Below are 25,042 nucleotides of genomic sequence, written 5' to 3'. Positions count from 1 at the left end.
TGATTTATGAGCTTTGATAGAGCCCGTGGCAAGCGGGGCATATTAGCTTAATTAAAGCGACTGAGTTAAAGCGACAGAATCGATCGAACTGCTCCTGTTACGAAATAGCGACGTTGTATGAATGCACTTCAACCTTTGCCACCTGCTGCCTCCCCACCTCAGCGTCGAGTAAAACCACGTTTGCGGCAGCGTCCTCGCCCCCGATCGCATCAGACGGTGGTGACAGAAATTACGGTGAAGCTAGCAGTCAACGGGCTACTGGCAGGAGTTGCAATCATTGCATTAGCAAAGCTGATTCCCTACAACCTTCAGCAGCGAGAAGAGTTGAGCCAGCTCCAAGCTGAAGTCACAGAAGTTCAACAGCGCGTTGATATCTTGCAGGCAGATCTCGATCGCCAGCTTGACCCGCAGCAGGCGAGCAGCATTATGCAGGAACAAAGCTATCGGGTTGATCCCAATCAGCGGCAGGTTGTTTGGTTAACTCCGAGCACCGAAACTGCACAAAATTCCTCAGAAGCTTCGCAAGAACCCCTCCAGCAGGGTGCCACTCATTCAACCGATCAAGCTGTTCCGCAACAGGCAGAAATCGACTCGGCAAGATATCACACTGCAGCCTACCGCAACTTGCAAGCACGCTAACCGTCTGTTGCAGAAATTTCAAGTTTTCTCACGGTGGGTTCGCTGTTCATCCCGCTTGCAGTTCAGTCGATCGTTAGAATTCAACTCGCACTGCCTCAATTGCAATAATTGCAATTCAAATCGCATTCTAAACAAGCAATTAATTAAAAAATTAAAACCAGCAATCAATTAATAGCGAATGCGGGGATCAATATAGGCATTGATAATGTCGATCGCAATACTAGCAAACACCACAATCACCGAGAAGAACACCATCACCCCCTGCACCACTGGATAATCGCGCTGGGAAATTGCCTCATATAGCCGATTTGCTAGACCGGGCCATGAGAAAGTTACTTCAGTCAAAATCGCGCCGCCCAACAGAGAAGCAAAGGTCAGCCCCAGAACTGTAATCACCGGAATCATGGCATTTTTTAGCGCGTGTGCCACAACGATTCGTCGTTCTGGAATGCCCCTTGCTCGTGCCGCCTCGACATAATCTGCCTTCAACGTTTGCTTCAGGTTGACCCGCACCATGCGCTCAAAAATGCCGCTTAGCAGCAGTCCCAAAGTCAGACTTGGTAGAGTCAGATAATAAAGGCTAGTCAAAAACTGCGCGAAACTGCCGCTCAGCAGACTGTCGATCGTATAAAGTCCCGTCAGGGCAGGCGGCGGCTGGATTGATAAGGGAAAGCGAGTGCCGATCGGAAACCATTGAAGCTGCACCGCAAACACAAGCTGCAACAGCATTCCAAACCAGTACATCGGCACGGCATAAGTAAAAATGCCAAAGAGTCTTCCCCCCACATCGATCGGCGTGTTCGGCTTTGAGGCTGCCAGTGCCCCGATCGTTACCCCAACCACGACCGAAACAATCATGCTAAACAAAGTTAGCTCCACCGTTGCCGGAAAATGTGCCCCAATAATATTCCAGACCGACTGACCCTGGCTGGTCAACGAAGTGCCCAGATCCAGCCGCAGCAAATCCCCCAGATAGTGCAAATACTGAAGCCACAAAGGAGCATCTAATCCCAGGTTTGTCCTGAGTTCTTGCTTAGCCGCTTCCGAAGCACGCGGACCTAGCAGCACATCGATCGGATCACCAGGAGTCGATCGCAGCAGCAGAAAGATCAGCGTGGTGATCGTCCAGATCATGAGCGGCGCGAGCAGCAGGCGGGAGAAGACGTAGGTGCGGAGGGCGGTGGAGCGGGACATTTTGGGGTAAAGGAGTGAAGGGGTAGAGGAGTGATGAGTGGGGAATAAGTTAGGGATGGAGCCAGGAATCAATGCAGCTTTTTACATGCTCTGGGTACTCATCCCCCCACCTACTTCTTGATCTGCCACAGCAAAAACTGCTGCGTCGGCTGAATGCTAACGCCCTGGAGATTGCCTTTAGCAAACACATAGTCCTTGCTTTGCCAGAGGGGGATGTAGGGCACGTCGGTGGCTGAGAGATCCTGAAGCTGCCCCAAGAGCTGGTCGCGGGCTTTAGGGTCTTGTTCGATGCGCTGCTGTTCTACCAGTTTGTTTGCTCGATCGCTGAAGTAGAAAGAGCCTCCAGCCTGGCTTTGACCTTCCTGACAGCCCGCCGCCGCAGAGCCTTTGTCGCAGGAAAGGAAGGGCTGGACGAAGGTATCAGCATCGTAGAAATCGGGATACCAGTCGAGCAGCACCGTAGGATAGGTTCCTTTGTCAAGGTTGTCGAACAGGGTGGCGGACTCAACGCTGTCCAGCTTGACGTTGACCAGTCCGGGCAGGTTTTGCTCGATCGCCGCTTTCAGAGTCGATGCAATGAGATTGCGCGTGGTGGAAGTTGAGGAATACCAGATTTCTAAATCGAGCGGATTTGCTTCAGTAATTCCGGCTTCTTGCAGCAGCGTTTTAGCTTTCTCGTAGTTGCCGTCGCCGTACTGCGTCTCAAATACAGGCTTGGATACTGGAAATGTGTTGGGAACGAGGCTATAGAGGGGTTCTGCCTGTCCTTGAAAAACACGATCGACTAACAGCTTGCGATCGATCAGGGCGGCGATCGCCTGCCGCACTTTCACGTTGTCCAGAGGTTTGGCTTTCTGGTTGAGCACCATGTAGTTGATCGTATTCGTGCCCGCCTCGATCACCTGCCAGCCGCCTTTATCTTTTTCGCTCACCAGACTGCGGATCTGATCGGGGTCAAGGGTTTGATAGGCAACATCGAGTCCGCCCGTGCGAAAGGTGTTATACAGGTTCGCCGGACTGCTGATGACCTGGATATCAACGCCCTGATTGGCAGGTTTGTCGCCCCAGTAATTTTCGTTCACGTCCAACCGCACGGAGTCTGTGCCGAACTGCGCCAGCTTATACGGACCCGTGCCCACAAACGTATCGGGCTTAAATTTGCCGGAGCCAAGCTCATAGGCTTTAGGAGAAACCGGAGTCATCCCCGAAAAAGTCAGCATGGCGGGAAAGGCGGCAAAAGGCTGCTTGAGTTTGATCGTGAGTTCATTCGTGCCCGTTGCAGTAACGGTGTCAATTCTGTCGGACATCAGGAAGGCAGGTCGTCCGCCGTTCTCGATGAATCGCTGGATTGAAAATGCCATCGCCTCGGCATTAAACGGTTCGCCGTCGTGGAACGTGACCCCTTCGCGCAAGGGAATTGTGTAGGTCAAGCCATCACTGCTGACTTCGGGCAGGGCAGACGCAAGCTGAGGCACTAGCTCAGTCGTTCCCGATTTGTAGGTATAAAGCCGATCGCCCAGGTTATAAAGCAAAATGCCGGGAAACGTTTCATAGGCATCAGCAGGATCGATCGTCCGCACCTCCAGGGTTGTGCCCATTGTCACCCGCCCATTGCCACTGTCGCCTGCCGAAGTTGAAGCAACGGGCTGAGTCCGTCCACAACTCACCGACAGCACCAGGCAAACGGTGAAGAGCCCGGCAAATTGAAGCCAGCGGCGGCGATTGCTCCGCAGTTGCAAAATGTTTCTCCCAATGGAACGCCACAATCCAAGTTTCATCATCCTTCCCCTTCCCTTGAGTTCAGTCGGGCGCGATGCAATAGTTCCTCTGAGGGAGATCGATCGCAGCCTCTGACTCACACTTTATACAATGCGAAGTCCAATTACTCAATCGCAAGTTTATCGGTCGCTAAAGAAAGAGGAACTAACTTCAAGAGAAAAATTGCAGCAGCACTTAGAGGCGGCTTGAGAAGAATTTGAGAAGAAACGGTGGATGTGCAAGTGCTTGCCCGATCCCCATCCCTCAAAGAAAGGGACCGAACCCCTGACACCTAACCTTGCCGAAACAGACGTCTGAAACAGACTAAATTGAGTAGTAGAGCGGAAACGCCTTTGCTTCCTTGGGCTTCACATACACGCGCTGACTGGGAGCAAGGTTTAATTCATCAAATCGTTCTCGCGTCAAGTGAGCCGTGACAACTTGTCCATCGTCAAGGGTTAGCTCTGCCTGAATCTCCCAACCCAGATGAATAATGCGGCTGACTCGTGCAGGCGTAGAAGTGCCGTTTGGATTCACGTCGATCAAAACATCTTGAGGACGTAAAAAGACTTCGGGATGAGGAGAGTCAAAGCCGTTCGCTGCAAAAATGCGGGAGGTGCTGGGCAGCACGTTGACCGGACCAATAAAGCTCATGACAAATGCAGAAGCCGGATGGTCGTAGATTTGGGCAGGCGTACCAACCTGCTCAACTTTGCCCTCGTTCATCACCACAATTTCATCAGAAACTTCCATCGCTTCTTCCTGATCGTGGGTCACAAAAACTGTTGTGACGTGAACTTCATCGTGCAGACGGCGCAGCCATACCCGCAGATCCTTTCGCACCCGTGCATCCAGTGCGCCAAACGGCTCATCTAGCAGCAGCACTTTTGGTTCAACCGCTAGTGCCCGTGCGAGAGCGACCCGCTGCCGCTGCCCCCCGGAAAGCTGACTGGGATACCGATCGCCCAATCCGCTCAACTGCACTAGATCAAGCAATTCTTCAACGCGATGCTTAATCTTCGCCTTAGGATACTTTTGAATCTCCAATCCGAAGGCGATATTCTTGCGGACGGTCATATGCTTAAACAGGGCATAGTGCTGGAACACAAAGCCAATATTGCGCTCCTGCACCGTTTGGTAAGTGGCATCCCGACCTGTGAGAAAAACTCGCCCGGAGTCGGGCATTTCCAAACCTGCGATCAACCGGAGCAGCGTTGACTTCCCGGAACCCGAAGGACCTAGCAGAGCAACCAGCGAGCCAGTTTTGATTTCCAGACTCACTTCCGTGACTGCCTGAAAGTCACCGAATCCTTTGGATACCTTTTCAACAACAATTCCCACGACAACTGACCTCTGTTATGAAATTGGGGGAGAGCAATCCAGAAACAATCCAGCAAACAAACAATCCAGCAAAATAATTAAGCAATCAATGCCTGTCCGACGATCGCACTGCTTTTGATTCGAACCGACCAGCACCAGGCTCGACCCATTCAGCCCGCTCAGATTCAGGACAATGCACCACAGTGAAATGTTATTTAACTGTTATTTATTATATTAATTCCCACTTTATCGCTGTACTTACTGTAGTTTTTATAGCACGTCTGACTGACCATACTGCGATTTTTCTGAAATGCTTGCGTGGCTAAAGCCGATCGCCTCTTAAGGACACCCTGAGGCACCTTCGAACGATGACTGTCTACAGCTGTTTCCCCATCGTGAAGTCCTGTGTAAAGTTCTGTAAAGGGTAAAAGACTGTTTATCATAAGGTAAAAGCACCCTCCTGCCTGAATCAATGCTTAGCCGGATTAAAGATATCGCCGATCGCCTTGCTCCTCGCTTGATTGAAATTCGTCGGCATCTGCATAGCCATCCAGAGCTAAGCGGTCAGGAGTATCAGACAGCAGCTTATGCGGCAGGAGTTCTGTCTTCCTGCGGGCTGCACGTTCAGGAACTGGTCGGCAAAACGGGCGTTGTGGGTCACTTAAGCGGAGATGGAACCGATTCTCGTTTGCTGGGAATTCGGGCAGATATGGATGCCCTGCCGATCCAGGAGCGAACCGGACTGGAATTTGCTTCCCATCAACCCGGAATTATGCACGCCTGCGGTCATGATGTCCATACCACAGTGGGACTGGGCACGGCGATGATTTTGTCCCAGCTTGGGCAACTGCTTCCCGGCACGATTCGCTTTTTGTTTCAGCCTGCCGAAGAAACTGCTCAAGGCGCAAGCTGGATGATTCGCGATCGCGTGATGGAAGATATTGACGCGATTCTGGCAACTCATGTATTTCCGACGATTCCCGGCGGTTCGATTGGCATTCGCTATGGCGCACTCACGGCGGCAGCAGACGATCTGGAAATTACCATTGTTGGCGAATCTGGACATGGGGCGCGTCCGCACGAGGCGATCGATGCGATTTGGATTGCGTCTCAAGTCATCACGAGCTTACAACAGGCAATCAGCCGTACCCAAAATCCGCTGCGTCCCGTGGTGCTGACGATCGGACAAATTAACGGCGGACGTGCACCCAATGTGATTGCAGATCAGGTACGCTTGCTGGGAACGGTTCGATCGCTTCATCCCGAAACCAGTGCTGCGTTACCGAGCTGGATCGAGGGCATTGTGTCACATGTGTGTCAGACGTACGGAGCAAAATATGAAATAAGCTACCGTCATGGCGTTCCCTCGGTGCAAAACGACCCTTACCTGACCAAAATCGTCGAGGACGCCGCTCAAGAAGCTTGGGGCAGCGATCGAGTGCAGCTTTTAATGGAGCCGTCACTAGGAGCAGAAGATTTCGCGCTCTATCTGAACCACGCGCCTGGCACAATGTTTCGACTGGGAGTTGGCTTTGCCGATCGCACTAATTACCCCCTGCATCACCCGCAGTTTCAGGTCAACGAAGCGGCGATCGTCACTGGGGTTGTCACGATGGCGTATGCGGCTTACAAATATTGGTACGAGTGATGATTTGCGCGGATATTTGGTGCGGAGATTTTTGTGCCAGTAGATTTGTGCCGATATAAATGCCGCGCTAGATAGACGATCGCTCCCAGATGCCCCTGCTAAATTGGTTTGAACTGTTTACCTTTCAGTCACTATGGCTGCATCCCAACCCCTTACCGGAATTGAACTGATTGACTGCGCTAAAGCAAACGCAGAGCAGGGCGTTACGGTGGCTGCTGAGCTTTGCGGCTACGGCCAAAACATTTCTCGCTTTCAACAGTCATTGGAGCAAGCCTGTCGTCAAATCGGCGTAGAAATTTCTTCTTTAAGCGATCTAATCACCGATTAGCAGACGGTTATCCAAACGGGAGGCATTGAAGTTGCTCCTGACACGCCAGACGAGCTGTAATTCGATCGATTTCAGTGGGGATTAGAGTCTGATTAGCGTCTATTCAGGCGAGGGCAGAACGAATCAAGACGAGTCAAGACGAGCCAAGAAGCGGTTAGCAGCTAACCACAGCGATCGAAAGTCTTGTCGCAATTGAGATCGAAGCAGAAATTGCAGCGAGATAAGGGACAATACGGAATACTGCGGTTGCTTCGCAGTTCCCCCAAGGGGTAATCTTCCTGCTCTCTATCCTGATTGGATCGCGCCAAGTGTCATGACTCTAACCAAATCCCGCCGCTTTGGCCTGCGGTTATCCCAGTATCCGCGCCTGTCGATTCAGCTTATGGCGATCGGGCTGGTGATTACGCTGGCGTTTATTTTGGCAGCTTTGTTCGCGCCGCTTTTGCAATCCTGGGGCTGGCTGCAAAACCCACTAGAAGGGCTGACAAATCCGACTCATCAGGCTCCTTCGGCAGCACATTGGTTTGGCACATCGCGGCAGGGCTATGATGTGTTTTCGCGAACGCTGTTTGGCACTCAGGCGGCGTTGCAGGTGGTGGTGCTGGCAACCTTGCTGAGTCTGCTCATTGGTGTGCCATTGGGTATGGTGAGCGGCTATCTGGGCGGCAGGCTCGATCGCACACTGCTATTTTTAATGGATACAATCTACACCCTGCCTGGATTATTGCTCTCGGTGACGCTGGCGTTTGTGGTTGGGCGGGGCGTATGGAATGCGGCGATCGCCCTCAGCATTGCCTATGTGCCGCAATATTACCGAGTGGTGCGAAATCATACGGTTAGCGTCAAAACAGAACTGTTTATTGAAGCAGCCCGATCGATGGGGGCTTCGACCTGGCGGGTGCTGACGCGCTATTTGTTTCTCAACGTGATTCAAAGTGTTCCGGTGCTGTTTACGCTCAATGCGGCAGATGCAGTACTGGTGCTGGGCGGCTTAGGCTTCCTGGGCTTGGGCTTGCCCGAAGATATACCCGAATGGGGGCGTGATTTGCAGCAGGCGTTAGATGCCCTGCCCACCGGAATTTGGTGGACGGCTCTGTTTCCGGGACTGGCGTTGACGCTGCTGGTGGTTGGCTTGTCGCTGCTGGGGGAAGGATTAAACGAACTGATTGACCCACGATCGCGTCAGGAATAGTACTCTTCTATGAACGTATCCACAGACATTTCCACAGCAGATCAGGTGATCGGTATTGACCTGGGCGGCACGGCAATTAAACTCGGTAGATTTGACTGGAAAGGAACTTGTCTTCAGTCGCTTACCGTACCCACTCCTCAGCCTGCCACGCCTGAAGCGGTTTTGCTGGCACTAGTGGAGGCGATCGAGTCTGTCGATCCCAGTCGTGAGGCGATAGCGATCGGCTTGGGCACACCCGGACCCGCAGACGCAGCCGGACGCATTGCACGAGTGGCAATTAATCTAGACGGGTGGCGCGATATTCCTTTAGCCGACTGGCTGGAAGCCAAAACCGATCGTCCCACAATTCTGGCAAACGATGCCAACTGCGCCGGACTGGGAGAATTCTGGCTGGGAGCAGGCAAATTATTTCACAACGTCATCATCCTAACGCTGGGAACGGGCGTGGGTGGCGCAATCATTCTGGACGGTAAGCTGTTTGTGGGTCACGACGGCGCAGCAGGTGAACTGGGGCTAATTACGCTAAACCCCGATGGACCTGAATGCAATAGCGGCAATCGCGGTTCGCTAGAGCAATATACTTCGGTGCGGGCAATTCGTCGCCGAACCGGACTAGAACCAGATGAGCTGGGCGCAAGGGCAGCGGCAGGCGATCGATCGGCGATTCAGTTCTGGCAGGAATACGGGCGCGATTTGGGTGCGGGAATTGCCAGCCTGGTTTATGTTCTCACGCCTCAAGCGGTGATTATTGGGGGTGGGGTGAGTGCCAGCGCAGCATTCTTCTTTCCGACGATCGAGGCAGAGCTGGAACGGCGGGTTTTGCCTTCGTCACGGGCAGCGCTTCGGCTCCTTCCGGCAGAATTGGGCAATCAGGCAGGGATAGTGGGAGCCGCAAAGCTTGCCTGGCAAAAGTACACGGCTAACGCCTGATCAGGGGCGATCGAGTAGGATGACAGTGACGCAGAGGACAGTCATGCAACTGCAACCTTTCACCGCTCACCCTGCACCGGGAACTGCAACCCCTCGCCCATGAATCGATCGCTCACGAACTATCAAATCAAGCTGCTAGCAGCCCTGCTCATGGTGATCGATCACGTCGGCGTGGTCTTTTTTCCGGGCGTGGATGTCCTCAGGTTTATCGGTCGATATAGCTTTCCATTATTTTGCTGGCTGCTGGTGCAGGGCGAGGCACACACGCGCAACTTCTGGAAATACTTGCTGCGGCTCCTGGTGATGGCAGTACTGACTCAGCCTTTATACAATCTGGTGCTGCTGAACGGTGCAAACGACCAGTGGAATATTTTGTTTACCCTGGCGATTGGCTTAGTTTGCCTGCGAGTCGCTAGATTAAACCCGTATCTCCAGATTCCCTGCTGGATTGGGGGAGCCGCTTTAGCACGCGCAATTCCGGTAGACTACAGCTTTTATGGCATTGGGCTAATCGCCCTGATTCGATACTTTGAGCCAACCGCCCGCTGGTGGACAGCCTGGCTGCTGCTTCATTTTGGGCTGGTACTGGTTGAGCCAAGTTGGGGAATTGCTCAAGCTCCGGCGATCGCAGCCCCCGTCTTCTTCGTAATGGCAAGCAGTCAGCAGGGCAAACGCGCCCGCTGGTTCTACTGGTTTTATCCGGGGCACATGGTTGCTCTGTATGCCATACAGCAAATGCTGAGCCGCTATTAATCGATCGTGTTCAGGTTGCGGTGCTGGTCGAATTTCCATTGACTAACACTTCCCCACGCAGCATTCGCTGAGCCGCATCGAGCAGAACTTCTTCAAGATAGGGCTTGGTAAAGTAGCCTTTTGCACCAAGCTGAATTGCCATTTGCTTATGGCGATCGGCTCCTCTAGAAGTCAGCATTGCGATCGGCAGTTCGCACAAATGAGGGTCTTTCTGAAGCCGCGAGAGCAGTTCTAGTCCGTCCATGCGGGGCATTTCGATGTCGCAGAACACTAAACTACAGGGCAACCCAGCTCGCAGTTTTTCCCAGGCTTCCTGACCGTCACGGGCTTGCTCAACGCGATAGCCTACTTTGTTAAAGGTCATCGACAGCAGTTCGCGGACAGTAATCGAGTCATCCACAATCAAAACGGTTGGCTCAGCCTTAGTGCTTTCCTCGACGATCGGCCCTCGCTCTCGCTCCCAGAGGGTCGTGCCTGCTTCACGGCGGATACGTCCCTGCCAGAGGTCGATTAACTCCAGAACATCGGCGATCGGCATAATCCGTCCATCTCCCAGCACTGTCGCTCCGGCAACCCCGATCGGTTTGGGCACTGGACCTTCGAGCTGCTTGATTACAATTTCCTGTTCGCCCAGCACTTGATCCACCTGGAGCGCGAGCAATGTTCCGGCACTACGCAGCACAACGATCGAAACCATATCGTCTTCCTGATTTCCACCGTAAACGCTGCCTCGTCCTAGAATGCGGTTATAGCGCAGCAAATCTGAAAGCGGCTGTAACGGCAGCACCATATCGCGCCAGGGGACGTAGGAAGCTCCCTGATCGTCGGTCTGAAGACGATCTTTAGGAACGTCAAACATATCTTCAATGCCATCCATCGGGAAGGCGATCCGGGCACGATTGCTAATGCAGCACAAAGCTTTTGAGATGCTGAGCGTCAGCGGCAGACGAATCGTAAACGTCGTGCCTTTGCCGATCGCCGAGTCGATCGTGATTGAACCGCGAATCTCACTCAGGTTGTTTCGCACCACATCCAACCCCACGCCTCGCCCACGCAGATCATCGGCTTGATCGACGGTACTAAAGCCATGCTGAAACAACAGGTCGTAGATTTCCAGGCGAGATAAGTCTCTCGCTTCTGCTGGCGTAATCAGTCCTCGTTCCAGAGCTTTTGCCTTCACCCCTTCAGGATTGATGCCCGCTCCGTCATCGCTGACTGAAATAATCGTCTGGTTTCCCTGGTGGAATGCCCGAACCATAATACGCCCAGTGGGTGATTTTCCGGCAGCGATTCGTTCTTCCGGGGTTTCGATGCCGTGGGCGATCGCATTATTAACCAGATGCGTCATCGGATCGCTGAGCTGTTCAACGATCATTTTATCAATCAGCGTTTCGCGCCCTTCGATCACTAGCTCTGCCTGCTTGCCATATTTCAACGAATTATCCCGCACTCCCCGCGGCAGCCGATCAACAGTCTGAGCAAAGGGAACCATTCGCGATCGCGTCAGCCCTTCCTGAAGTTGAGTGGTAATCTGGCGGAAATTGCGCGTCACCTGGTCGCTTTCCTCAACCACAAAGTCAATATCCGAAGAAGCTTCCCGCACCCGGACAATGAGTTCAATCATTTCCTGCGACAGCGTATGGAAAGGCGAAAACTGGTCGATCTCCAGCGCATCAAAATTAACCCCGATCGCATGACTAGTTTGCGAAGGAGCCGACCCTGTTCCAGTTGCAGAATAGCCGCGACGACTGCTGAGCAATGACCGTTCTAGCAGCGATCGTTCATACAAATCGCGCATCCGCTGTCCGACATCGCTGAGCTGCTGTACCTGATACAGCAAATTGTCGAGAAACTGCCGCAATCGCTCCTGTGCCTGCTCCAGTCCATTGCGGTTGACCACCATTTCCCCAACGAGGTTATTAAGGTTGTCGAGGTGCTTTACCGAAACACGCATCGTTTGCTCTTTCAGCACATTGCGGCGGTTCGGTCGGCGGTTCGCAGTGCTGGCTGTCTTTCGCACCAGAGAAGACCCGACCCCCAACACCTGATCCACGTTCTCAATTAACGCTTCGAGATCGCCAAACTCATCTTCAGCAGGCAATCGAGCGATCGGCAGGTTGGAAATGGGCACATCCACTTCAGGCGGAGCAGTGAACGACTTATCCTCAAGCAAAGCCTCCAGATCGGCAAATTCGTCTGCGTTTTGTGCACCGGAATCCTCTAAGCGAGAAATCGGGGCAGTCATCGGAGCAGCCATCGGACTATCGTCAAGGTCTTGATCGAGCAGGGCTTCTAAATCAGCAAACTCATCCTCAACGAGGCGATCTGAAACTGAAAGGTCTGAAATATCACTGAGAACGTCGCCAGGATTGCTTTCATTGCCGTCAACCGCTAAGGGTTCGACTTCGATCGCGGCTTCTGCCCAAGCCCAGTCGGAGGGCGGCATTTCCTCTGCTGCCAGCAGTGCTTCTAGATCATCAAAATTTTCTTCGATATTTTCTTCGATCGCATTCCCATCAGCTTCTACCAGGGTGCTGTCGAAGAGGTTAGGCAAAGAAGCCGAATCAATCTCCTGGTGAAATTGCGGCTGCTCATCTGGCTGCTCGTCTAGCGTTTCAACCAATCGCTCTATTTCTGTCGGGCTAAGATCAAATTCTGAGTCTTCCTGCTCCAGGCTAAACATCTCAGGCAGCTCAGCAGATCCTTCAGAGAAGACTTCAGAAGAGGTCAAATCACCCGCTACGAGTGCCGCCAAATCTTCGCCTTCTAGCTCTTCGTTTTCTAGTTCTTCGCCTTCTAGCTCTTCGTTTTCTATCAGTTCAGCCAAATCTAGCCCAGCCAAATTCAGTTCCGCCAAGCCAGACGAATCGTCTGGATCCAACCAAAGATCGGTGGAGACTTCCGCATCAAAAGGTGGGTCTTCAGACTGAAGCAGCTCCTCAGGCTGGATAGAAGGCGGCGTATTTTCCCAAAATAAATCTGCAAAGCCGTCGGGGGCTGCCCGATCTACTGCATTCGGCTCTGTACGATCGAAGGCAAAATTTTCAGCAAAGCTGGGTTCTGAATCGCCTTCATCAGGCACTTCTAGGAGTTCTTCCTGCCCAAACAGGTTGTCGAAATCTGCGGTCATTCGATCGCCGTCATTCTCTTCATCAGGGAGTTCTAGAGCAGGTTCGATCGAATCATCAGACGACTCGAGCCCAAACAATTCAAAAAATTCAGGTTCCGCTGCCTGGTTTTCTGCACCATCCGACAAGGGCGAAAAGGCATCGAGCGAGAAGGCATCTAACAGAGTGCCAGCAGATTCCCCAACGCGATCGAAGTCGCTAAAAACAGAGGTTAAAAATGCCTCTTCCGTATCGGTTTGCAATGGCGTTGGCTGCGCCTCAAAGCCGCGATCGAGGCTGTCTTCCGAAAGGGACTCTAGTTCGGCAAAACCAGAAATCACCGATCCAGTTTCCGTTTCCTGCTCTAAATTAGCAAACAGTTCGGTTTCCAAACTGGGTAAAGCTGTTTCAGTGAAATTTTCAGTTGAATTCGTCAAGTTGAATGGTTCTGCTGCTTCTAACAGGGCAGACAGGTCATCATCGCCCTCATCCAGGGTTAACGCCTCATTCTCTTCGGGTTCAAGCTCGTCCAGTTCAAGCTCGTCCGGTTCAAACTTGTTCTGTGCCCGCGATTGATACGAATCAGTGAGTCCGTTTGCCTCATCCCCCAGCTCAAGCACCGTATCCATTTCGCTCAGCGGCGAATCAAATGATTCATCAAAAGCGTCTGTCCAATCCACCTCATTGGGAAGCGGTGCGCTAAAATCTGCATCAAACAAATCTGCTAGTGAAGTTAGCTCAGCAGCTCCAACTTCTGGTCCCGATCGCCCCAACACCCCATCAGGCTGATCGACCTCAAACAAACTGAAGTCTGCTTGCTCCTGAGCCGAGTGAACAGCAGCGTCAGACACCGAATTGCTGGAGAACAGTTCATTCAGGAGGTCTTCACGGTTCGCCTGGAAGTCAGCGGCATCGTCTTGTCCTGCTACGCCTGCCCCTGCTAGGGAAACGGGCACTTCCACATCCAGCTCAGATAAAACAGTGTCAGTCAGGACGGCAACCTCCTCATCTGAGTCAAACCAGGCTGAGAAGTCTGCCTCCAGCTCTTCCTCGCTGTCCCACTTGGTTTCGGGCGGCAGCAGATCTAGTAAGTTCTGACTCGGCGAAATTTCGATCGATCGTCCTGCAAGAACGAGTTCCTGTGCCTGCTTGACTTCTTTAATCACAACCGGAGCAAGGACACGGTAGGTATTTTCAAGACAGGCGATCGATCGTTTGACTTCTTGGATCAGGTCACACCAGTCGGGCAGATCAAGCTGCTCTCCAGGTTGACCCAGAGCCTCACAAATGCCCTGAAGCTGCTCTCGCGTTTGGGGACTGTCGGGCTGCTTGAAGAGTTGCAGCATTTGACGCAGCAGAGCCGGAACATCACTCTGGAAAATGAGCTGAATTGCGCTTTCTTCCTGGGCGGCTAGGGCAGAGCTCAACTCTGAATGAACCGCAGGCTGAGGAATGGGTAATGGCTCTGGTGCAGCTAGTGACACAGGTGCATCCAGCTCCACGTCTTCTGGCAGCGTTGCCCCTGTCTGGCTCACAATCAGGCTGAGGCTCTGGCTCAGTTCGGCAAACACTGGCTCAACTGCCGCCATTAACTCAGCCGATTTGTCCTCGGTTAAACCAAATGGACCCTGAAGCTGTTCGATCAGTGCAGCCAGGGTATCAAACACTCGCAGAAAAAGCGTTTCGAGCTTCTGAGTCGTTTTAACACCGGGACATTCTTTCAAAACTTTGAAATAGTCCTCTAGGCGATGCGCCGCATGCTGAATGCCTGCCAGGCCGAGCATTGCTGCTCCCCCTTTCACCGAGTGAGCCGCCCGAAAGACTTCATGCACCATTTCCGAGTCTTCGATCGTCGCTTGCAGGTTAATCAAGCCCTGCTCGATCGTATTGAGGTGGTCTTTTGCCTCCTCAATGAAATAACCCATGATGCGCTGTTGTTGTTCCGGCAGCATAGCCTTTTCCTAGTAAGGGGAAAACGATGAACGGTAAGTAAGGGGGTTTAGGCGTTGGGCTGGCGCAGTTAGACCTTTTCTACGCGGAATCGTTCCACCGAAGCTAATAGGTCGCGGGCAACACCCACCAGATTTTGCAGTGATCCAGAGACGCGCTGTGCTTCCTGAGAAGTTTCCTGAGCCGTCAGTTCTACTGATTGCATGACCTGAGCAACGGCACGAGAAGTCTCGGTTTGCTCTACCGTATCTGCTGTAATCGATCGCACTAGCACATCGATCCGGTTTGACACTTGAATAATGTCTTCCAGCGATCGTTTTGCTTGCTCTGCCAGTCGTGTGCCTTCGATAACCTGCTGCGTACCTTCTTCCATGGCAGTCATCACCGAGCTGGTTTCGCTTTGAATTTGCAGCACGATTTGCTCGATTTCCTTTGAGGCTTTTGCGGCTCGATCAGCAAGCTGACGCACTTCATCAGCGACGATCGCAAATCCCCGTCCTGCTTCTCCGGCTCTCGCGGCTTCGATACTGGCGTTGAGAGCTAGCAAGTTTGTCCGAGAGGCAATTTGAGAGATCAAAGCGACGATTTTGGAGATTTCCTGCGAAGATTCTGCTAGTCGCTTCACTTTGCGGGTAGTCTCTGCCACTGTTTCGCGAATTTCCAGAATGCCGGATACGGTACGCTCCACTGCTTCGCCACCTTTCAAGGCAGTAGAAGATGCCGATCGCGCCACTTCCTCGGCTTCACGGGCACTTTCTGCCACCCGCTGAATCGAGTCGGTCATCACCTGCACCGAATTGAGCGTCACTGCCAGTTCTTCTGCCTGTCTCAATGCATCGGAAGAAAGCGATCGGGCAAAGATTTCATTCTCAGTCGAACTCTTCGTCACTTGACGAGCGGCAGTTTTCACCTGCTGCACAATTTCGCGCAGGTTTTGAATGGTCAGGTTAAAGGAATCTGCCACGGCTCCCAGCACATCTGCCGTGACCTCAGCCTGCACCGTCAAGTCTCCTCTGGCAGCTCCTTCCACATCGTCCAGCAGGCGAATCACCTGACGCTGCAAGTCTTCCTTTGCCTGCTCTTGCTCTTCTGCTTTACGCTGTGCCTCGCTAGTCGTGGTTAGAATAACCCGCGCCATCTGGTTAAAGCTAGTGGCAAGCTGACCAAATTCGTCCTCCGAGTAAACCGTTGCTTTTGCGCTCAGGTTGCCATCCGTGACCGCATCAAATTGCGCTTGCAAATCGGAAACGCTGCGCTTCATCTGACGAGTTAAAACCCCGCTTAACGCTGACGCAACCCCAAACCCAGCAATTCCTGCAGTCGCGCTCATTGCCAAGCCTGCTGTCGCCAGGTAGGGTACCACCGCAGGGCGATTCGATTGGGGAATGGTCGAGGCGGTGATAAAATTCACGGCAGCCACCGCTAGCATCGAGACAACTCCCGTGGTGCCTGCCACGATCCACTTTTTCTTATCTAGTGCGGCATTTTCGAGCGGAGCGGTGATGCCTTGCTCGACGGTGACATCGGCTTCTAGCGACCGATTGTCTGCCGGAGTGAACGCAGGCATGGCTTCTGCAGTTCCCGACAGGGGAAACATATCGTCATCCCGGAGCACAGATTGATCACCGCTATCGGCAAAATCGAAACCAACGCTGCTGGTGGTTGGAGTCGCAGCAGTGCCAGAAGTCATGCTGATCGAGGGACTCGTGAAGTCAACCGAGTTATCAGACAAATCAAAATCCGGCAGACTACCCAGGTCATCAAATTCGTCAAATTCATCAAGGAAATCAATGCTGCTGCGTCCGTTGACCGAAGCCGAGTAAGAGGACGAACTGCTTGCCGCAAAATCCGGGTCGTTGAATTCGTCATCCAGGGCAAAGTCTGCTCCGGGCGAATGAGTGTCCGAAAACGCTGCACCAGACACAAACGTTTGTTCTTCTAAATTGTCTTCAGCTAATGCAAATTCAGGAACTCCATAGGTTGCATCAATGTCTGCCGAACCTTGCTGAGGGGAAGGAAAGACGCTGCTGTCGCCCATAAACAGCGTTTCATCTTCAAAGGGTCGCTGAGGGTAGCCAGGCGTATTAGAATCAGCCGCCGGAAGGGGATCGATCGGGGAATTGCTGTCTTCAAAATCACTCAGGTCAAATGCCGCTTCATCGAACTCGTGGAGCGAAGCAGCCGACGCAGGCGGAGCAAAGGGATTCGCGGCAGAATTACTCTCGAACGGGTTATCAGAGTCTGCGAAAAAATCGTCTTCGCTCTCAGAGGCAGCCAGAAAAGGATTGGGGTCGGCAGCAAATGCATTATCAAACGAGGAATCCAATGACGGATCCGTCACGAAGTCCTGATGGAAAGTCTGGGCGGCCTGATTTGCGCCTTCCACGCCTTCGGTGCTATCGAGGTTTAGATCGGCAAAGTCAAAATCATCAAAGCTATTTGCTTCAGGGGTTGATTGCCAGGTGTGAGGGGCAGTCTCTTCTAAGACATAATCGCCCACTTCCTCACTCTGGAAAGGTGAGGCAGCCATATCAATCGTGCTGACAAACTCGTGATCGATATCGGTAAAGGCAGGATCATCAAAGGCAGGATCATCTGTAAAACTACGATCCGAAAACTCTAGCGGGTCTGGAGAGCCAGCCACTCCTGCCCCCTTGCCAGAAGACGGCTCCGGCGGTCCGGCAAACTGCTCGGCATAGGCTAAGCCGTTGTGCGCGTAGTTGACATACTCCTCATCGCTGGTGAGTTGGAGGACGGATTCATACTGCTCTCTTGCAACTTCGTATTGCTGTAAGCCGTAACAGTAGATGTGCCCTCGCAGCAAGCGGACGTTTGGATCGCCAGGATAATCTGCCACGAGCCGATCGATAATCGATGCAGCTTCCTCATAGCTGCCCAGCATATAGGCGCGTTCAGCTTGTTTATATTTCTCTGAGTGCGTGCTTGCTGCCATGTGCCTTTTCTCCTACCCGTTCAAAACCGATTTGTCGCCGATTATGCCGCTCATTATGCTGCCCATCGTGCCGATCGTAAAATTGCAACTTGATCGAGCAATCTCAAGTTGTGCTGCGAAGCGGTTCTCCCTGGTGGGGAATCGGCTTCTCCTGCCATCGCCCACTCTCCCCGCAAAAAAGGAGCCATGTTGTCAGGCAGATTGCTAGGCATTTGAATCTCGTCGATGTCGAGCCAGTCCATTCCAATAATGCGATCGACTGCCAGTCCCAACATGGCGTCTTGATCTTCAATGGCAATGACCGAGATCTCGGTTCGATCGGTGCTGAGCGAAGTCGAATCGCCCAAAAATTGCCCCAGGTCTGCAACCCAGATAACGCGACCCCGGACATTTAGTGTTCCTAATAGTAAAGGAGAAACGTTAGGGATGGGCGTAATTCGATCGGGCGCCGCAGCAATGACTTCCCGGATTCCCGTTGCGGGTAAAGCAAATTCTGCGCCAGAGGCAACAAAAAACCGCAAATGCAGCTCACCCTCAGGACTATCTAGCTCCTGGAGCTCGGGAGCCTGATCCTGCCCTCTGCCTGTCAAGAAATCCGGATTTCCGATCATGCACTTGACCTATTACCCTGTGGAAATTGCTGAATGACCTTCATTCTTAACCTACCCCGCTCTCAGATTTCTATATCATGCTGTTCAAGATTTCCTGGCTTTTGCAGCACATCTAACAAGCCCGCGATCGCGCAATTTACTCTGTATTCTTCTGTTAAAGCAGTTTCCCGCAAGAGAGAATTTTCTGAGATTTCAACCATCGGGGTTGCCCGTTGCCGCATTGGGAAAAGTGCTTTGTATCGCGTCTTTTACTACGTTTAGGGTTGTGGCTTACTCATCCACTCACTCATCTGCTTACTGGATTACTCGACCCATTCGCTCACTAAAGTTTTCATCGATCGATCACTGATTCCGGATCAGTCTTAGTTCCAGCAAGCTAGCCCCGCAAAAGCTGCCTTACCGTACCCACTAGCTCGGTCGGCTGAAATGGCTTAGCAATATAGGCATCGGCTCCCTGCTTCATTCCCCAATAGCGGTCGAACTCTTCTCCTTTTGACGAACACATCACAACAGGTACATTCTGCGTCTTGGGATCTGCCTTTAAACGACGGCAGACTTCATAGCCGTTCATCTTGGGCATCACAATGTCTAAAACGATAAGGTCAGGGCAAAGTCCCTGAATCTTCTCAAGTGCCTCTAAACCGTCGCTGGCAACCGTAACATCCAGCCCGCTTTTCCGCAGCAGGTCGCTAATCATCTCCCGTTGGGATACGCTGTCTTCAACTACCAAAATTTTACTCATATTGCTTCTGACTGACCCTCAACGGTAATGGCAAAGACAAATATCTAAATGAAAAATATCTAAAAGTTTAAATCGCTAGACGCATGATTTCTCATCCTACTGATTTTTCAACCTTCCTCTATTCATTTCATTAAATCTAAAATCTAAAACCTACGCTTCTAACGCATTCATTACAATCATTTACTGCTGCATTGATTCACTGCTGCCCTGTTTGCCCCGTCTTCATCCGTCGGATTCAATGAGCTTCCATGTTCAACTGAACTTGAGGGATTTGACGTGATTTAGATGAGGCGATTGAGGTGAGACGAGCTACGAGGACGATCGGCTTCCAGAGCAGCTTGCAAATCTTGTGCTAGCAGCGTATCGGGCTTGAGACGATTCGGGTTACCCGCACCCGCATATTTTTCGACCAGCATCAGCAGTTCCCCTTCGCCAAAGGGCTTGGTCAGGTAATCTGTTGCACCCACGATTCTTGCCCGGACGCGATCGATAAATCCCTCTTTGCCAGTCAGCATGACGATCGGCGTTTCGCGAAAAGCAGACGCACTCCGCAGCATGGCACAAATTTCGTAGCCATCTAGCTCAGGCATGGCAATATCACACAGGATCAGGTCAGGCTTAAGGTAAAACAGCAGGCTCAGTGCCTTTAGCGGATTGCCGATCGAGCTGGCTTCATAACCGTAGCGATTGAGAATCTCCTCAACAGTTTTTCGGACGGTCACTCCGTCGTCGATGCAAACAATGCGGGGAACTTTGTCCAAGGACCCTTGAAGAAGGGAGGGGTTTTGAGGCAGCGTATTTGGGGTGCTCCTCCCTTTAAGGGACTGCGGAGCAAACGGGCTGGTCAGATGCACAAGCCCTTGCTGCACATAGGGATAGATTGCCCTTGCGACAGTCACAATATCTCGGCTCAGATAACGTGCCATTTGCCGCAGCGAGGTTTTGCCATCTACCCAGCGTTCTAACAAATCGAAAGAAGCCCCGGTTAGCATTTTTCGCAGTGCGACCGGGTCTACAATCACTGGATAGTAATCAGGAGACGAAAGATGCGGATAAAACTGTTTCCACTCCTGAACCTGCTTCATCATCTGAGCAATCAAGGGCGCGATTTCCAGAGCGGTGAGCTGTGGGGCAAGGGCAGGACTCATCTCAAACACAAAAGACCCCTGGTGCAGGCTGAGCAGATCAAACAGCGTTTCATGCACCATGCCCTGAATAATGCTGCGAGCTTGGGCTGGCGTGACGGCGTGATTTTCAAGCAGCATCCATAGGTAACCGTATTCGGGCGCGTTCAGGGTCGCGATCGTCGATTCGGGAAATAAATCCAGCGTGGGCTGCCGATATCGCCGTAGATAGTCGTGCAGCCGGGTGAGGTCACCGCCGCTGTCTCCGGCGTAAACAATCTTGCCGTTGACGAAGAAAACAAGCCAGGATAACGGCTGAGAGGTTTTTAGCCCTGGTGTCCCATAAGGTTCGACCAGCAGTTCACCCGTCCGTTGCCCCAGCTCCACAAGCTGAAGAATGCTCCGAATATCAATCTCGCTTAACTTTCCCTGCATTCAGCCTTGGCCGTCTCCTGTTCCATTTCTGGATCGACTTTTTGTATCGCTTTTGTATCGAGTTTTGACCGCCTGGAGGATGCGGTAAGGCTGTCTTGCGTATGCCTGCCCCTGACGCATCCTCGTTCATCTTCCTGCATCTGCTCTCCTGCGTCTACGATCGCTTGATTTCCCTTGATTGAGTCCGATCGCCCACAGCTATCATGGCTTCTTCTTGCAATAAAGCAGTTTCTCTTCAGCCGGGTCGGGCGGGGATAAGGAACTGCAGGTTGACTTCATCTCTATTGCCCCGCTGTTTTATTCGCAGTTCGCCTGATTGAAGATTTGCGGTTTAATTTTGCAAAATCAAATTTGCCTATCACTTCGCCGATACCTAACATTAGGTTTCCCTCAGTTCCAGCCAAAACCATCAGCTTGCTGCTGCCAAGGGAAAAGAGAGGAATTTCTTTATATAACCGGGGTTATAAAAGGGCAGGGTAAATTTAGTTCAGCTTGTTGTAGTCCTAATGTTCCGGGGCATTCTAGATTTTATAGTTTAACCAGCAGAGTTTAACCAGCCGTAGATGAGCTTTTTGAACAGGTTAGGGATGCGACTGAGGAAAGCGATAATGCTACAGTAAACGGGAGATTTAGAATCCCTTTTCCTGTGTTTCCTCAAGATTGACTTATCCTTGACTGTTGGCAGGAGGATTCGTCCTTGATATAGCGCATTCTGGGATGTCATTCCGCATACTACGAATTGAGCCACCCTTAGAGATAGCTGCTGCATCTATCAGTGCTGTAGAAATCCTTTCCGGTTCCTAACTGGGGTGCAGGAGTTTTTCCCTGTCTCAGGGTTGACCTCATCGCCCCTAGTGCACAGACTAAGCTGTGAATGCTGTAGCTAATTTTGTACTAGAAATTATGAGGTGAAGCAGAAATTCTAAGTTCTGAGCAATCGAACGCATATAAGCAAACAGCTTTGAAATTGAGTCAAGTCTTAGGTTAAAGAGGGGATTGTTGGCGTGCTGTACTTAGCAGAAGTTGTTAGAAAAGCCAGGGTTATTGGTGCAGGAAAGGCAGAGTTCAAGCTATTAGCTGTTCAGAAGAGCGAACAGAGCTGGAGTCCGGTGCAGGGCGAAGAGATTATCTCTGCGACCGATGATGTTTCTTACAATGCTGGTGTGCTTGTGATGCTTGACCTGACCGCAAGCAAGCAAATTCAGCGTCATGTTGAAGCAGGTCGCCAACTCGTGAGCATCCTGCAAAACTTCTCTCGCTTGCAAGAAAAAGCAAAAGTACAGGAAGAGGAAATTGAGCAGTGGAAGCAATCCCTCACCTACCAGAGCCAGGAGCTAAACCGGCGCGAAATGGAACTGGAGGCGCGACAGGAAGAGCTTCAGCAGCTCGAAGCAGAATTTTCGGGGCTGGAGGAGCAAAAACAGGAGATTGACACTCGGCGGGAAGAAGTCGATTGCCTCCAGCAAGAGTTTGAGCGGCGAACGCAAGAGCTAGAGGGAGCCTGGGCACAGCTCCACGGCGAGATGAACCGCCTGGAAGAAAAAAAGGCAGAGTTAAACCAGTCCACAACGCTCGATGCAGGACAGGCAAATTACCTTCAGGAACTCCTGAATCGTTTATCGGGAGCCGTGGCGCCTACCGACTCGATTCAAGAACAGCTCAACCTGTCTTTTGAACTGATTGGGCAACAGCAGCAGCAGCTTGATCACTCCTGGCAGTCCCTAGAGCAGCATCGCTCCACCGCGCAGGACACGCAGGCACAGGTCGATCGCCAGGCGCAGGAAATTCACGATCGCTGGCAGCAATGGCATCAGGCGCAGGCGGGGGTAGAGCAGGCAAAAGCGGATCTGCGGGCGAAACAGGAAACGCTCACCCTTCGTCAGAGCCATGCTCAAGTGTTGAGCCAATATCTGGAAGGACAGAAAGGGCTGCATCAGCAGGTTGCTCAGCTTGCAGGCTCGTATGATAAGGCTGATTTCGGTCAGCTTGAGATTTTGTCGCTGGATGAACTCCAGACAATCACAACCGACCTCGAAAACGATCTGGAGAAACTGTCGCGGTTTGTGAATGGGCAGGAGGAGGAGTTAACGTTTCAGCGACAGGAAATTGACCAACTCAAGCAGCAGATTCAGCAGGCAAGTGAATACGATCGCCTTCGCCTGGAAACCGAACTTGCCGACGAGCAAGACCGCTATCAAATGCTGCACGAAACGTTGATTGGTCAGCGACGCAACCTGCAAGAGCGGCAGGCAACCTTAAAGCAGCATCAAATGGTGCTAGCCCGCCGTCAGGGACACCCGATCGATCAGGAAGAGAGCTTTGCCGTCAATCTAGAGCCAGTACTCCAGCGCATTGAGCTTCTCCGTCAGCAGCAGGCTCAAGAACTCGCAGGACTCGAAACCCAAATTCAGCAGTTGCAGCAGGCGATCGACACTGACCAGCAGGCGATCGAGCAGCAAACCCAGCAGCAGCAGGCACAGCGAGAAGAACTGCTTCAACTCGAACAGCACCTCAAATCCCAAATGTCAGCCGTAGGCGAACTGTGGGGCAAGGTTAATACCTACCAGGAAACCCTTCAGCCCATGCAGGACAGCTTGAACGGATTGCGTCAGAAAGCAGAAGCGATCGCTGCCATGATGACTCAGTTTCAGGAAGCCAGCGACTACCAGCATCAAGCACTGAGCGAAATGCGGGAAACGATCGAACGGCTGACAAATCCGCAGGTCCAGTATGCAGTTTCTTGATCGATCGAGTTTCTCTGGTGCTTAAGAGCTTTGTCGCTTCTGGTTTACGCTTGAGGGTTTCTAGCCCCCTAAATCCCCCAGGATTGGGGGACTTTGACCGACAAAGATAATCGACTCATGGTTGACTTGGGCGATCGTGCCTCCGGGAAAGGGATCTGTGCGGCTACGGTTGGGGGCAGTAATCAGGGCAACGAGCTTTTCGATCTGGTCGAAGCTGGGGGCTTGAGGCAGAAATGACTGCAACAATTGCCGCATTGCCCGTCGCTGAAGTGCCAGGGGAGCCGATCGCAGTACGATTCGGTTCAGGCGGGGGAAAGGAGGAATTTGATCGATCGATCGGCGTTGGTTTCCTTGCTCTGAGCTTTCCAAGTGATCGAGAGATTGCTGTAAAAGGTCTGCGGCTGCCGTTTCCAGATAATCTACGTCTGTCTGCAACAGTTCTGCCGTTTGCGCGAGCGTGAACTCAACCTGCGGATTGAAGTGAGTTTGCAGGTAGGGAATAAGTTCTCCACGAATGCGGTTGCGCTTAAATTTCAGGTCGTGATTGGTCGTGTCTTCCCAAATTTTTAAGCCTTGCGCCTGGCAAAAGAGAGCCGTTTCAGCCCGGGTAAATTTCAGTAGGGGACGAACCAGCCATAGATCAGGAAGCAATTCGCGCTGCCAGGAAAGGGCTTGCAGTCCATCGGTTCCACTGCCTCGGAGCAGGTTATGCAGCAGGGTTTCTGCTCGATCGCTTGCGGTATGTCCTGTAACGAGGTACCCGTAGCCGTGCTGCTGAGCAATTTCGATGAGAGCTTGATATCGCCAGTTTCTGGCAGCCGCTTCGCTTTTGAGCGGTTCTGTCGCAGTCGCGCTGTGATAGGAAATCTGCCAGGTTTCAGCACACTGTTTCACATGATCTGCGTTTGCGTCTGAGTCCGATCGCCAGCGATGGTTACAGTGAGCAATACCAAGCCGCCAGTTCCAGTGGGACTGTAGATCGAGCAGCAGCTGAATCAGACAGAGAGAATCCTGTCCGCCGGAAACCGCAACCAGCACCGATCGGTGGGCAGGCAGGAGAGAGCGATCGCGCAGGGTTTGGTGGAGTCGAGCGTGAAACCTTGACCAAACAGCATCAGACACAGGGAATAAACTACTGAGTTAATAGCCGCGCTCGTTTTCAAAATCGTCTCTGTCATCCCAGTCTTCGTTTTGAGGCGAATTGCGTCTGGGGTAGATGTCTTCCCGGTTTGGGGATGGATTGCGCGGATAGCCTTCGTCGCGACTACGGGGCAAAAAGATTTCGGGGCGGGAGTAGGTTTCAGTTTGGAGTGGGGGGCTTTCCCGAAGCAGTTTAGGACGTTCGGGTGCGAACTCAAAGCGAATTCTGACTCTGCCGCGCTGCCAGCCTACATTTCCGACGCGCAAAACCTCACAGCTCAAGCCGCGATCGGTGAACCAGTCTTCCTGTTCTTCCGTCCATTCGCTGTCCTGTTCGCTAATCAGCTGCGCTAGGGCATCCAGCAACTCGCTTGCCTTAAAGGTTGGATTTCGCATCAGGATTCGACCCGATCGGACGTGCAGCACTTCATCGCTGCTTAAGACTTCAAATTCTTCCATGATTTCCGGTTTCTA

At 52.2% G+C, this 25,042-nt stretch carries 18 protein-coding genes; 7 read left to right on the top strand and 11 right to left on the bottom strand.

Going from position 1 to position 25,042, the window contains the following annotated elements:
- Positions 1-117: 117 nt before the first annotated feature.
- Positions 118-639, top strand: coding sequence for a hypothetical protein (locus tag NDI45_RS09785; protein ID WP_348247185.1), 522 nt, complete (start codon positions 118-120; stop codon positions 637-639).
- 168 nt (positions 640-807) lie between these two features.
- Here the strand turns inward: NDI45_RS09785 and NDI45_RS09780 are convergent, their stop codons facing one another.
- The 3 genes from NDI45_RS09780 to NDI45_RS09770 all read right to left on the bottom strand — a co-directional run bounded on the left by NDI45_RS09780 (position 808) and on the right by NDI45_RS09770 (position 4,932).
- Complete coding sequence (locus tag NDI45_RS09780; RefSeq protein ID WP_190793416.1) at positions 808-1,833, bottom strand: ABC transporter permease; 1,026 nt, start codon at positions 1,831-1,833, stop codon at positions 808-810.
- Between the two features lie 110 nt (positions 1,834-1,943).
- Positions 1,944-3,611: an ABC transporter substrate-binding protein gene (locus tag NDI45_RS09775; RefSeq protein WP_348247279.1), complete on the bottom strand. Its 1,668-nt coding sequence runs from the start codon at positions 3,609-3,611 to the stop codon at positions 1,944-1,946.
- Positions 3,612-3,915: 304 nt separating this feature from the next.
- Entirely contained in the window at positions 3,916-4,932 is a 1,017-nt protein-coding gene (locus NDI45_RS09770) for a TOBE-like domain-containing protein (protein WP_348247184.1), read from the bottom strand.
- 451 nt (positions 4,933-5,383) lie between these two features.
- Here NDI45_RS09770 and NDI45_RS09765 point away from each other — a divergent pair, with 451 nt between their 5' ends.
- The 5 genes from NDI45_RS09765 (at position 5,384) to NDI45_RS09745 (ending at position 9,762) form a co-directional block, all read left to right on the top strand.
- Entirely contained in the window at positions 5,384-6,559 is a 1,176-nt protein-coding gene (locus NDI45_RS09765; RefSeq protein ID WP_190790674.1) for a M20 family metallopeptidase, read from the top strand.
- A gap of 133 nt (positions 6,560-6,692) precedes the next feature.
- The gene (locus NDI45_RS09760; protein WP_348247183.1) at positions 6,693-6,887 is read left to right on the top strand and encodes a hypothetical protein; all 195 of its coding nucleotides are present in this window, start codon (positions 6,693-6,695) and stop codon (positions 6,885-6,887) included.
- A gap of 313 nt (positions 6,888-7,200) precedes the next feature.
- Positions 7,201-8,079 (top strand): ABC transporter permease, encoded by an 879-nt coding sequence (locus NDI45_RS09755; protein ID WP_190790672.1) that lies wholly within the window; start codon positions 7,201-7,203, stop codon positions 8,077-8,079.
- A gap of 9 nt (positions 8,080-8,088) precedes the next feature.
- On the top strand, positions 8,089-9,009 hold the full coding sequence (locus NDI45_RS09750) for an ROK family protein (RefSeq protein WP_348247182.1): 921 nt from the start codon (positions 8,089-8,091) through the stop codon (positions 9,007-9,009).
- Positions 9,010-9,108: 99 nt separating this feature from the next.
- Positions 9,109-9,762 carry a TraX family protein gene (locus NDI45_RS09745; protein ID WP_348247181.1) on the top strand — a complete coding sequence of 218 codons (654 nt, stop codon included), beginning with the start codon at positions 9,109-9,111 and terminating at the stop codon, positions 9,760-9,762.
- A gap of 10 nt (positions 9,763-9,772) precedes the next feature.
- Here NDI45_RS09745 and NDI45_RS09740 read toward each other — a convergent pair whose 3' ends face one another.
- From NDI45_RS09740 to NDI45_RS09715, 6 genes are all read right to left on the bottom strand, one after another.
- On the bottom strand, positions 9,773-14,821 hold the full coding sequence (locus NDI45_RS09740) for a response regulator (RefSeq protein WP_348247180.1): 5,049 nt from the start codon (positions 14,819-14,821) through the stop codon (positions 9,773-9,775).
- 68 nt (positions 14,822-14,889) lie between these two features.
- A complete protein-coding gene (locus NDI45_RS09735) occupies positions 14,890-17,772 on the bottom strand; it encodes a methyl-accepting chemotaxis protein (protein WP_190790668.1) in 2,883 nt (960 codons plus the stop codon).
- A gap of 53 nt (positions 17,773-17,825) precedes the next feature.
- Positions 17,826-18,383 (bottom strand): chemotaxis protein CheW, encoded by a 558-nt coding sequence (locus NDI45_RS09730; protein WP_348247179.1) that lies wholly within the window; start codon positions 18,381-18,383, stop codon positions 17,826-17,828.
- Positions 18,384-18,445: 62 nt separating this feature from the next.
- Positions 18,446-18,583 (bottom strand): hypothetical protein, encoded by a 138-nt coding sequence (locus tag NDI45_RS09725; RefSeq protein WP_190790666.1) that lies wholly within the window; start codon positions 18,581-18,583, stop codon positions 18,446-18,448.
- A 176-nt stretch (positions 18,584-18,759) separates the two neighbouring features.
- Positions 18,760-19,125 carry a response regulator gene (locus tag NDI45_RS09720; protein WP_190790665.1) on the bottom strand — a complete coding sequence of 122 codons (366 nt, stop codon included), beginning with the start codon at positions 19,123-19,125 and terminating at the stop codon, positions 18,760-18,762.
- Positions 19,126-19,406: 281 nt separating this feature from the next.
- Positions 19,407-20,684, bottom strand: coding sequence for a response regulator (locus tag NDI45_RS09715; RefSeq protein ID WP_190790664.1), 1,278 nt, complete (start codon positions 20,682-20,684; stop codon positions 19,407-19,409).
- Between the two features lie 1,004 nt (positions 20,685-21,688).
- Between NDI45_RS09715 and hmpF the strand changes: the two genes are divergently transcribed.
- The gene (gene hmpF, locus NDI45_RS09710) at positions 21,689-23,428 is read left to right on the top strand and encodes a pilus motility taxis protein HmpF (protein WP_348247178.1); all 1,740 of its coding nucleotides are present in this window, start codon (positions 21,689-21,691) and stop codon (positions 23,426-23,428) included.
- Between the two features lie 60 nt (positions 23,429-23,488).
- Here hmpF and tilS read toward each other — a convergent pair whose 3' ends face one another.
- Both tilS and NDI45_RS09700 read right to left on the bottom strand, forming a co-directional pair.
- Positions 23,489-24,550, bottom strand: coding sequence for a tRNA lysidine(34) synthetase TilS (gene tilS, locus NDI45_RS09705; protein WP_348247177.1), 1,062 nt, complete (start codon positions 24,548-24,550; stop codon positions 23,489-23,491).
- Positions 24,551-24,568: 18 nt separating this feature from the next.
- Positions 24,569-25,027 (bottom strand): KGK domain-containing protein, encoded by a 459-nt coding sequence (locus NDI45_RS09700; protein WP_190791849.1) that lies wholly within the window; start codon positions 25,025-25,027, stop codon positions 24,569-24,571.
- Between the last annotated feature and the right edge of the window lie 15 nt (positions 25,028-25,042).

Source organism: Leptolyngbya sp. GB1-A1, assembly GCF_039962475.1.
Taxonomy (GTDB): Bacteria; Cyanobacteriota; Cyanobacteriia; order Elainellales; family Elainellaceae; genus Leptolyngbya_A.
The sequence above is the reverse complement of the archived record's forward strand: the minus strand, read 5'-3'. Positions and strand labels throughout refer to the sequence as shown.

Excerpts from the sequence above, each read along its gene's own strand:
- NDI45_RS09765 (WP_190790674.1), top strand. The coding sequence starts at position 5,384 with ATGCTTAGCCGGATTAAAGATATCGCCGATCGCCTTGCTCCTCGCTTG.
- NDI45_RS09745 (WP_348247181.1), top strand. The coding sequence starts at position 9,109 with ATGAATCGATCGCTCACGAACTATCAAATCAAGCTGCTAGCAGCCCTG.
- NDI45_RS09750 (WP_348247182.1), top strand. The coding sequence starts at position 8,089 with ATGAACGTATCCACAGACATTTCCACAGCAGATCAGGTGATCGGTATT.
- NDI45_RS09775 (WP_348247279.1), bottom strand. The coding sequence starts at position 3,611 with ATGAAACTTGGATTGTGGCGTTCCATTGGGAGAAACATTTTGCAACTG.
- NDI45_RS09760 (WP_348247183.1), top strand. The coding sequence starts at position 6,693 with ATGGCTGCATCCCAACCCCTTACCGGAATTGAACTGATTGACTGCGCT.
- NDI45_RS09730 (WP_348247179.1), bottom strand. The coding sequence starts at position 18,383 with ATGATCGGAAATCCGGATTTCTTGACAGGCAGAGGGCAGGATCAGGCT.
- NDI45_RS09725 (WP_190790666.1), bottom strand. The coding sequence starts at position 18,583 with ATGGTTGAAATCTCAGAAAATTCTCTCTTGCGGGAAACTGCTTTAACA.
- NDI45_RS09755 (WP_190790672.1), top strand. The coding sequence starts at position 7,201 with ATGACTCTAACCAAATCCCGCCGCTTTGGCCTGCGGTTATCCCAGTAT.
- NDI45_RS09715 (WP_190790664.1), bottom strand. The coding sequence starts at position 20,684 with ATGCAGGGAAAGTTAAGCGAGATTGATATTCGGAGCATTCTTCAGCTT.
- NDI45_RS09740 (WP_348247180.1), bottom strand. The coding sequence starts at position 14,821 with ATGCTGCCGGAACAACAACAGCGCATCATGGGTTATTTCATTGAGGAG.
- NDI45_RS09720 (WP_190790665.1), bottom strand. The coding sequence starts at position 19,125 with ATGAGTAAAATTTTGGTAGTTGAAGACAGCGTATCCCAACGGGAGATG.
- NDI45_RS09700 (WP_190791849.1), bottom strand. The coding sequence starts at position 25,027 with ATGGAAGAATTTGAAGTCTTAAGCAGCGATGAAGTGCTGCACGTCCGA.
- NDI45_RS09780 (WP_190793416.1), bottom strand. The coding sequence starts at position 1,833 with ATGTCCCGCTCCACCGCCCTCCGCACCTACGTCTTCTCCCGCCTGCTG.
- NDI45_RS09735 (WP_190790668.1), bottom strand. The coding sequence starts at position 17,772 with ATGGCAGCAAGCACGCACTCAGAGAAATATAAACAAGCTGAACGCGCC.
- NDI45_RS09785 (WP_348247185.1), top strand. The coding sequence starts at position 118 with ATGAATGCACTTCAACCTTTGCCACCTGCTGCCTCCCCACCTCAGCGT.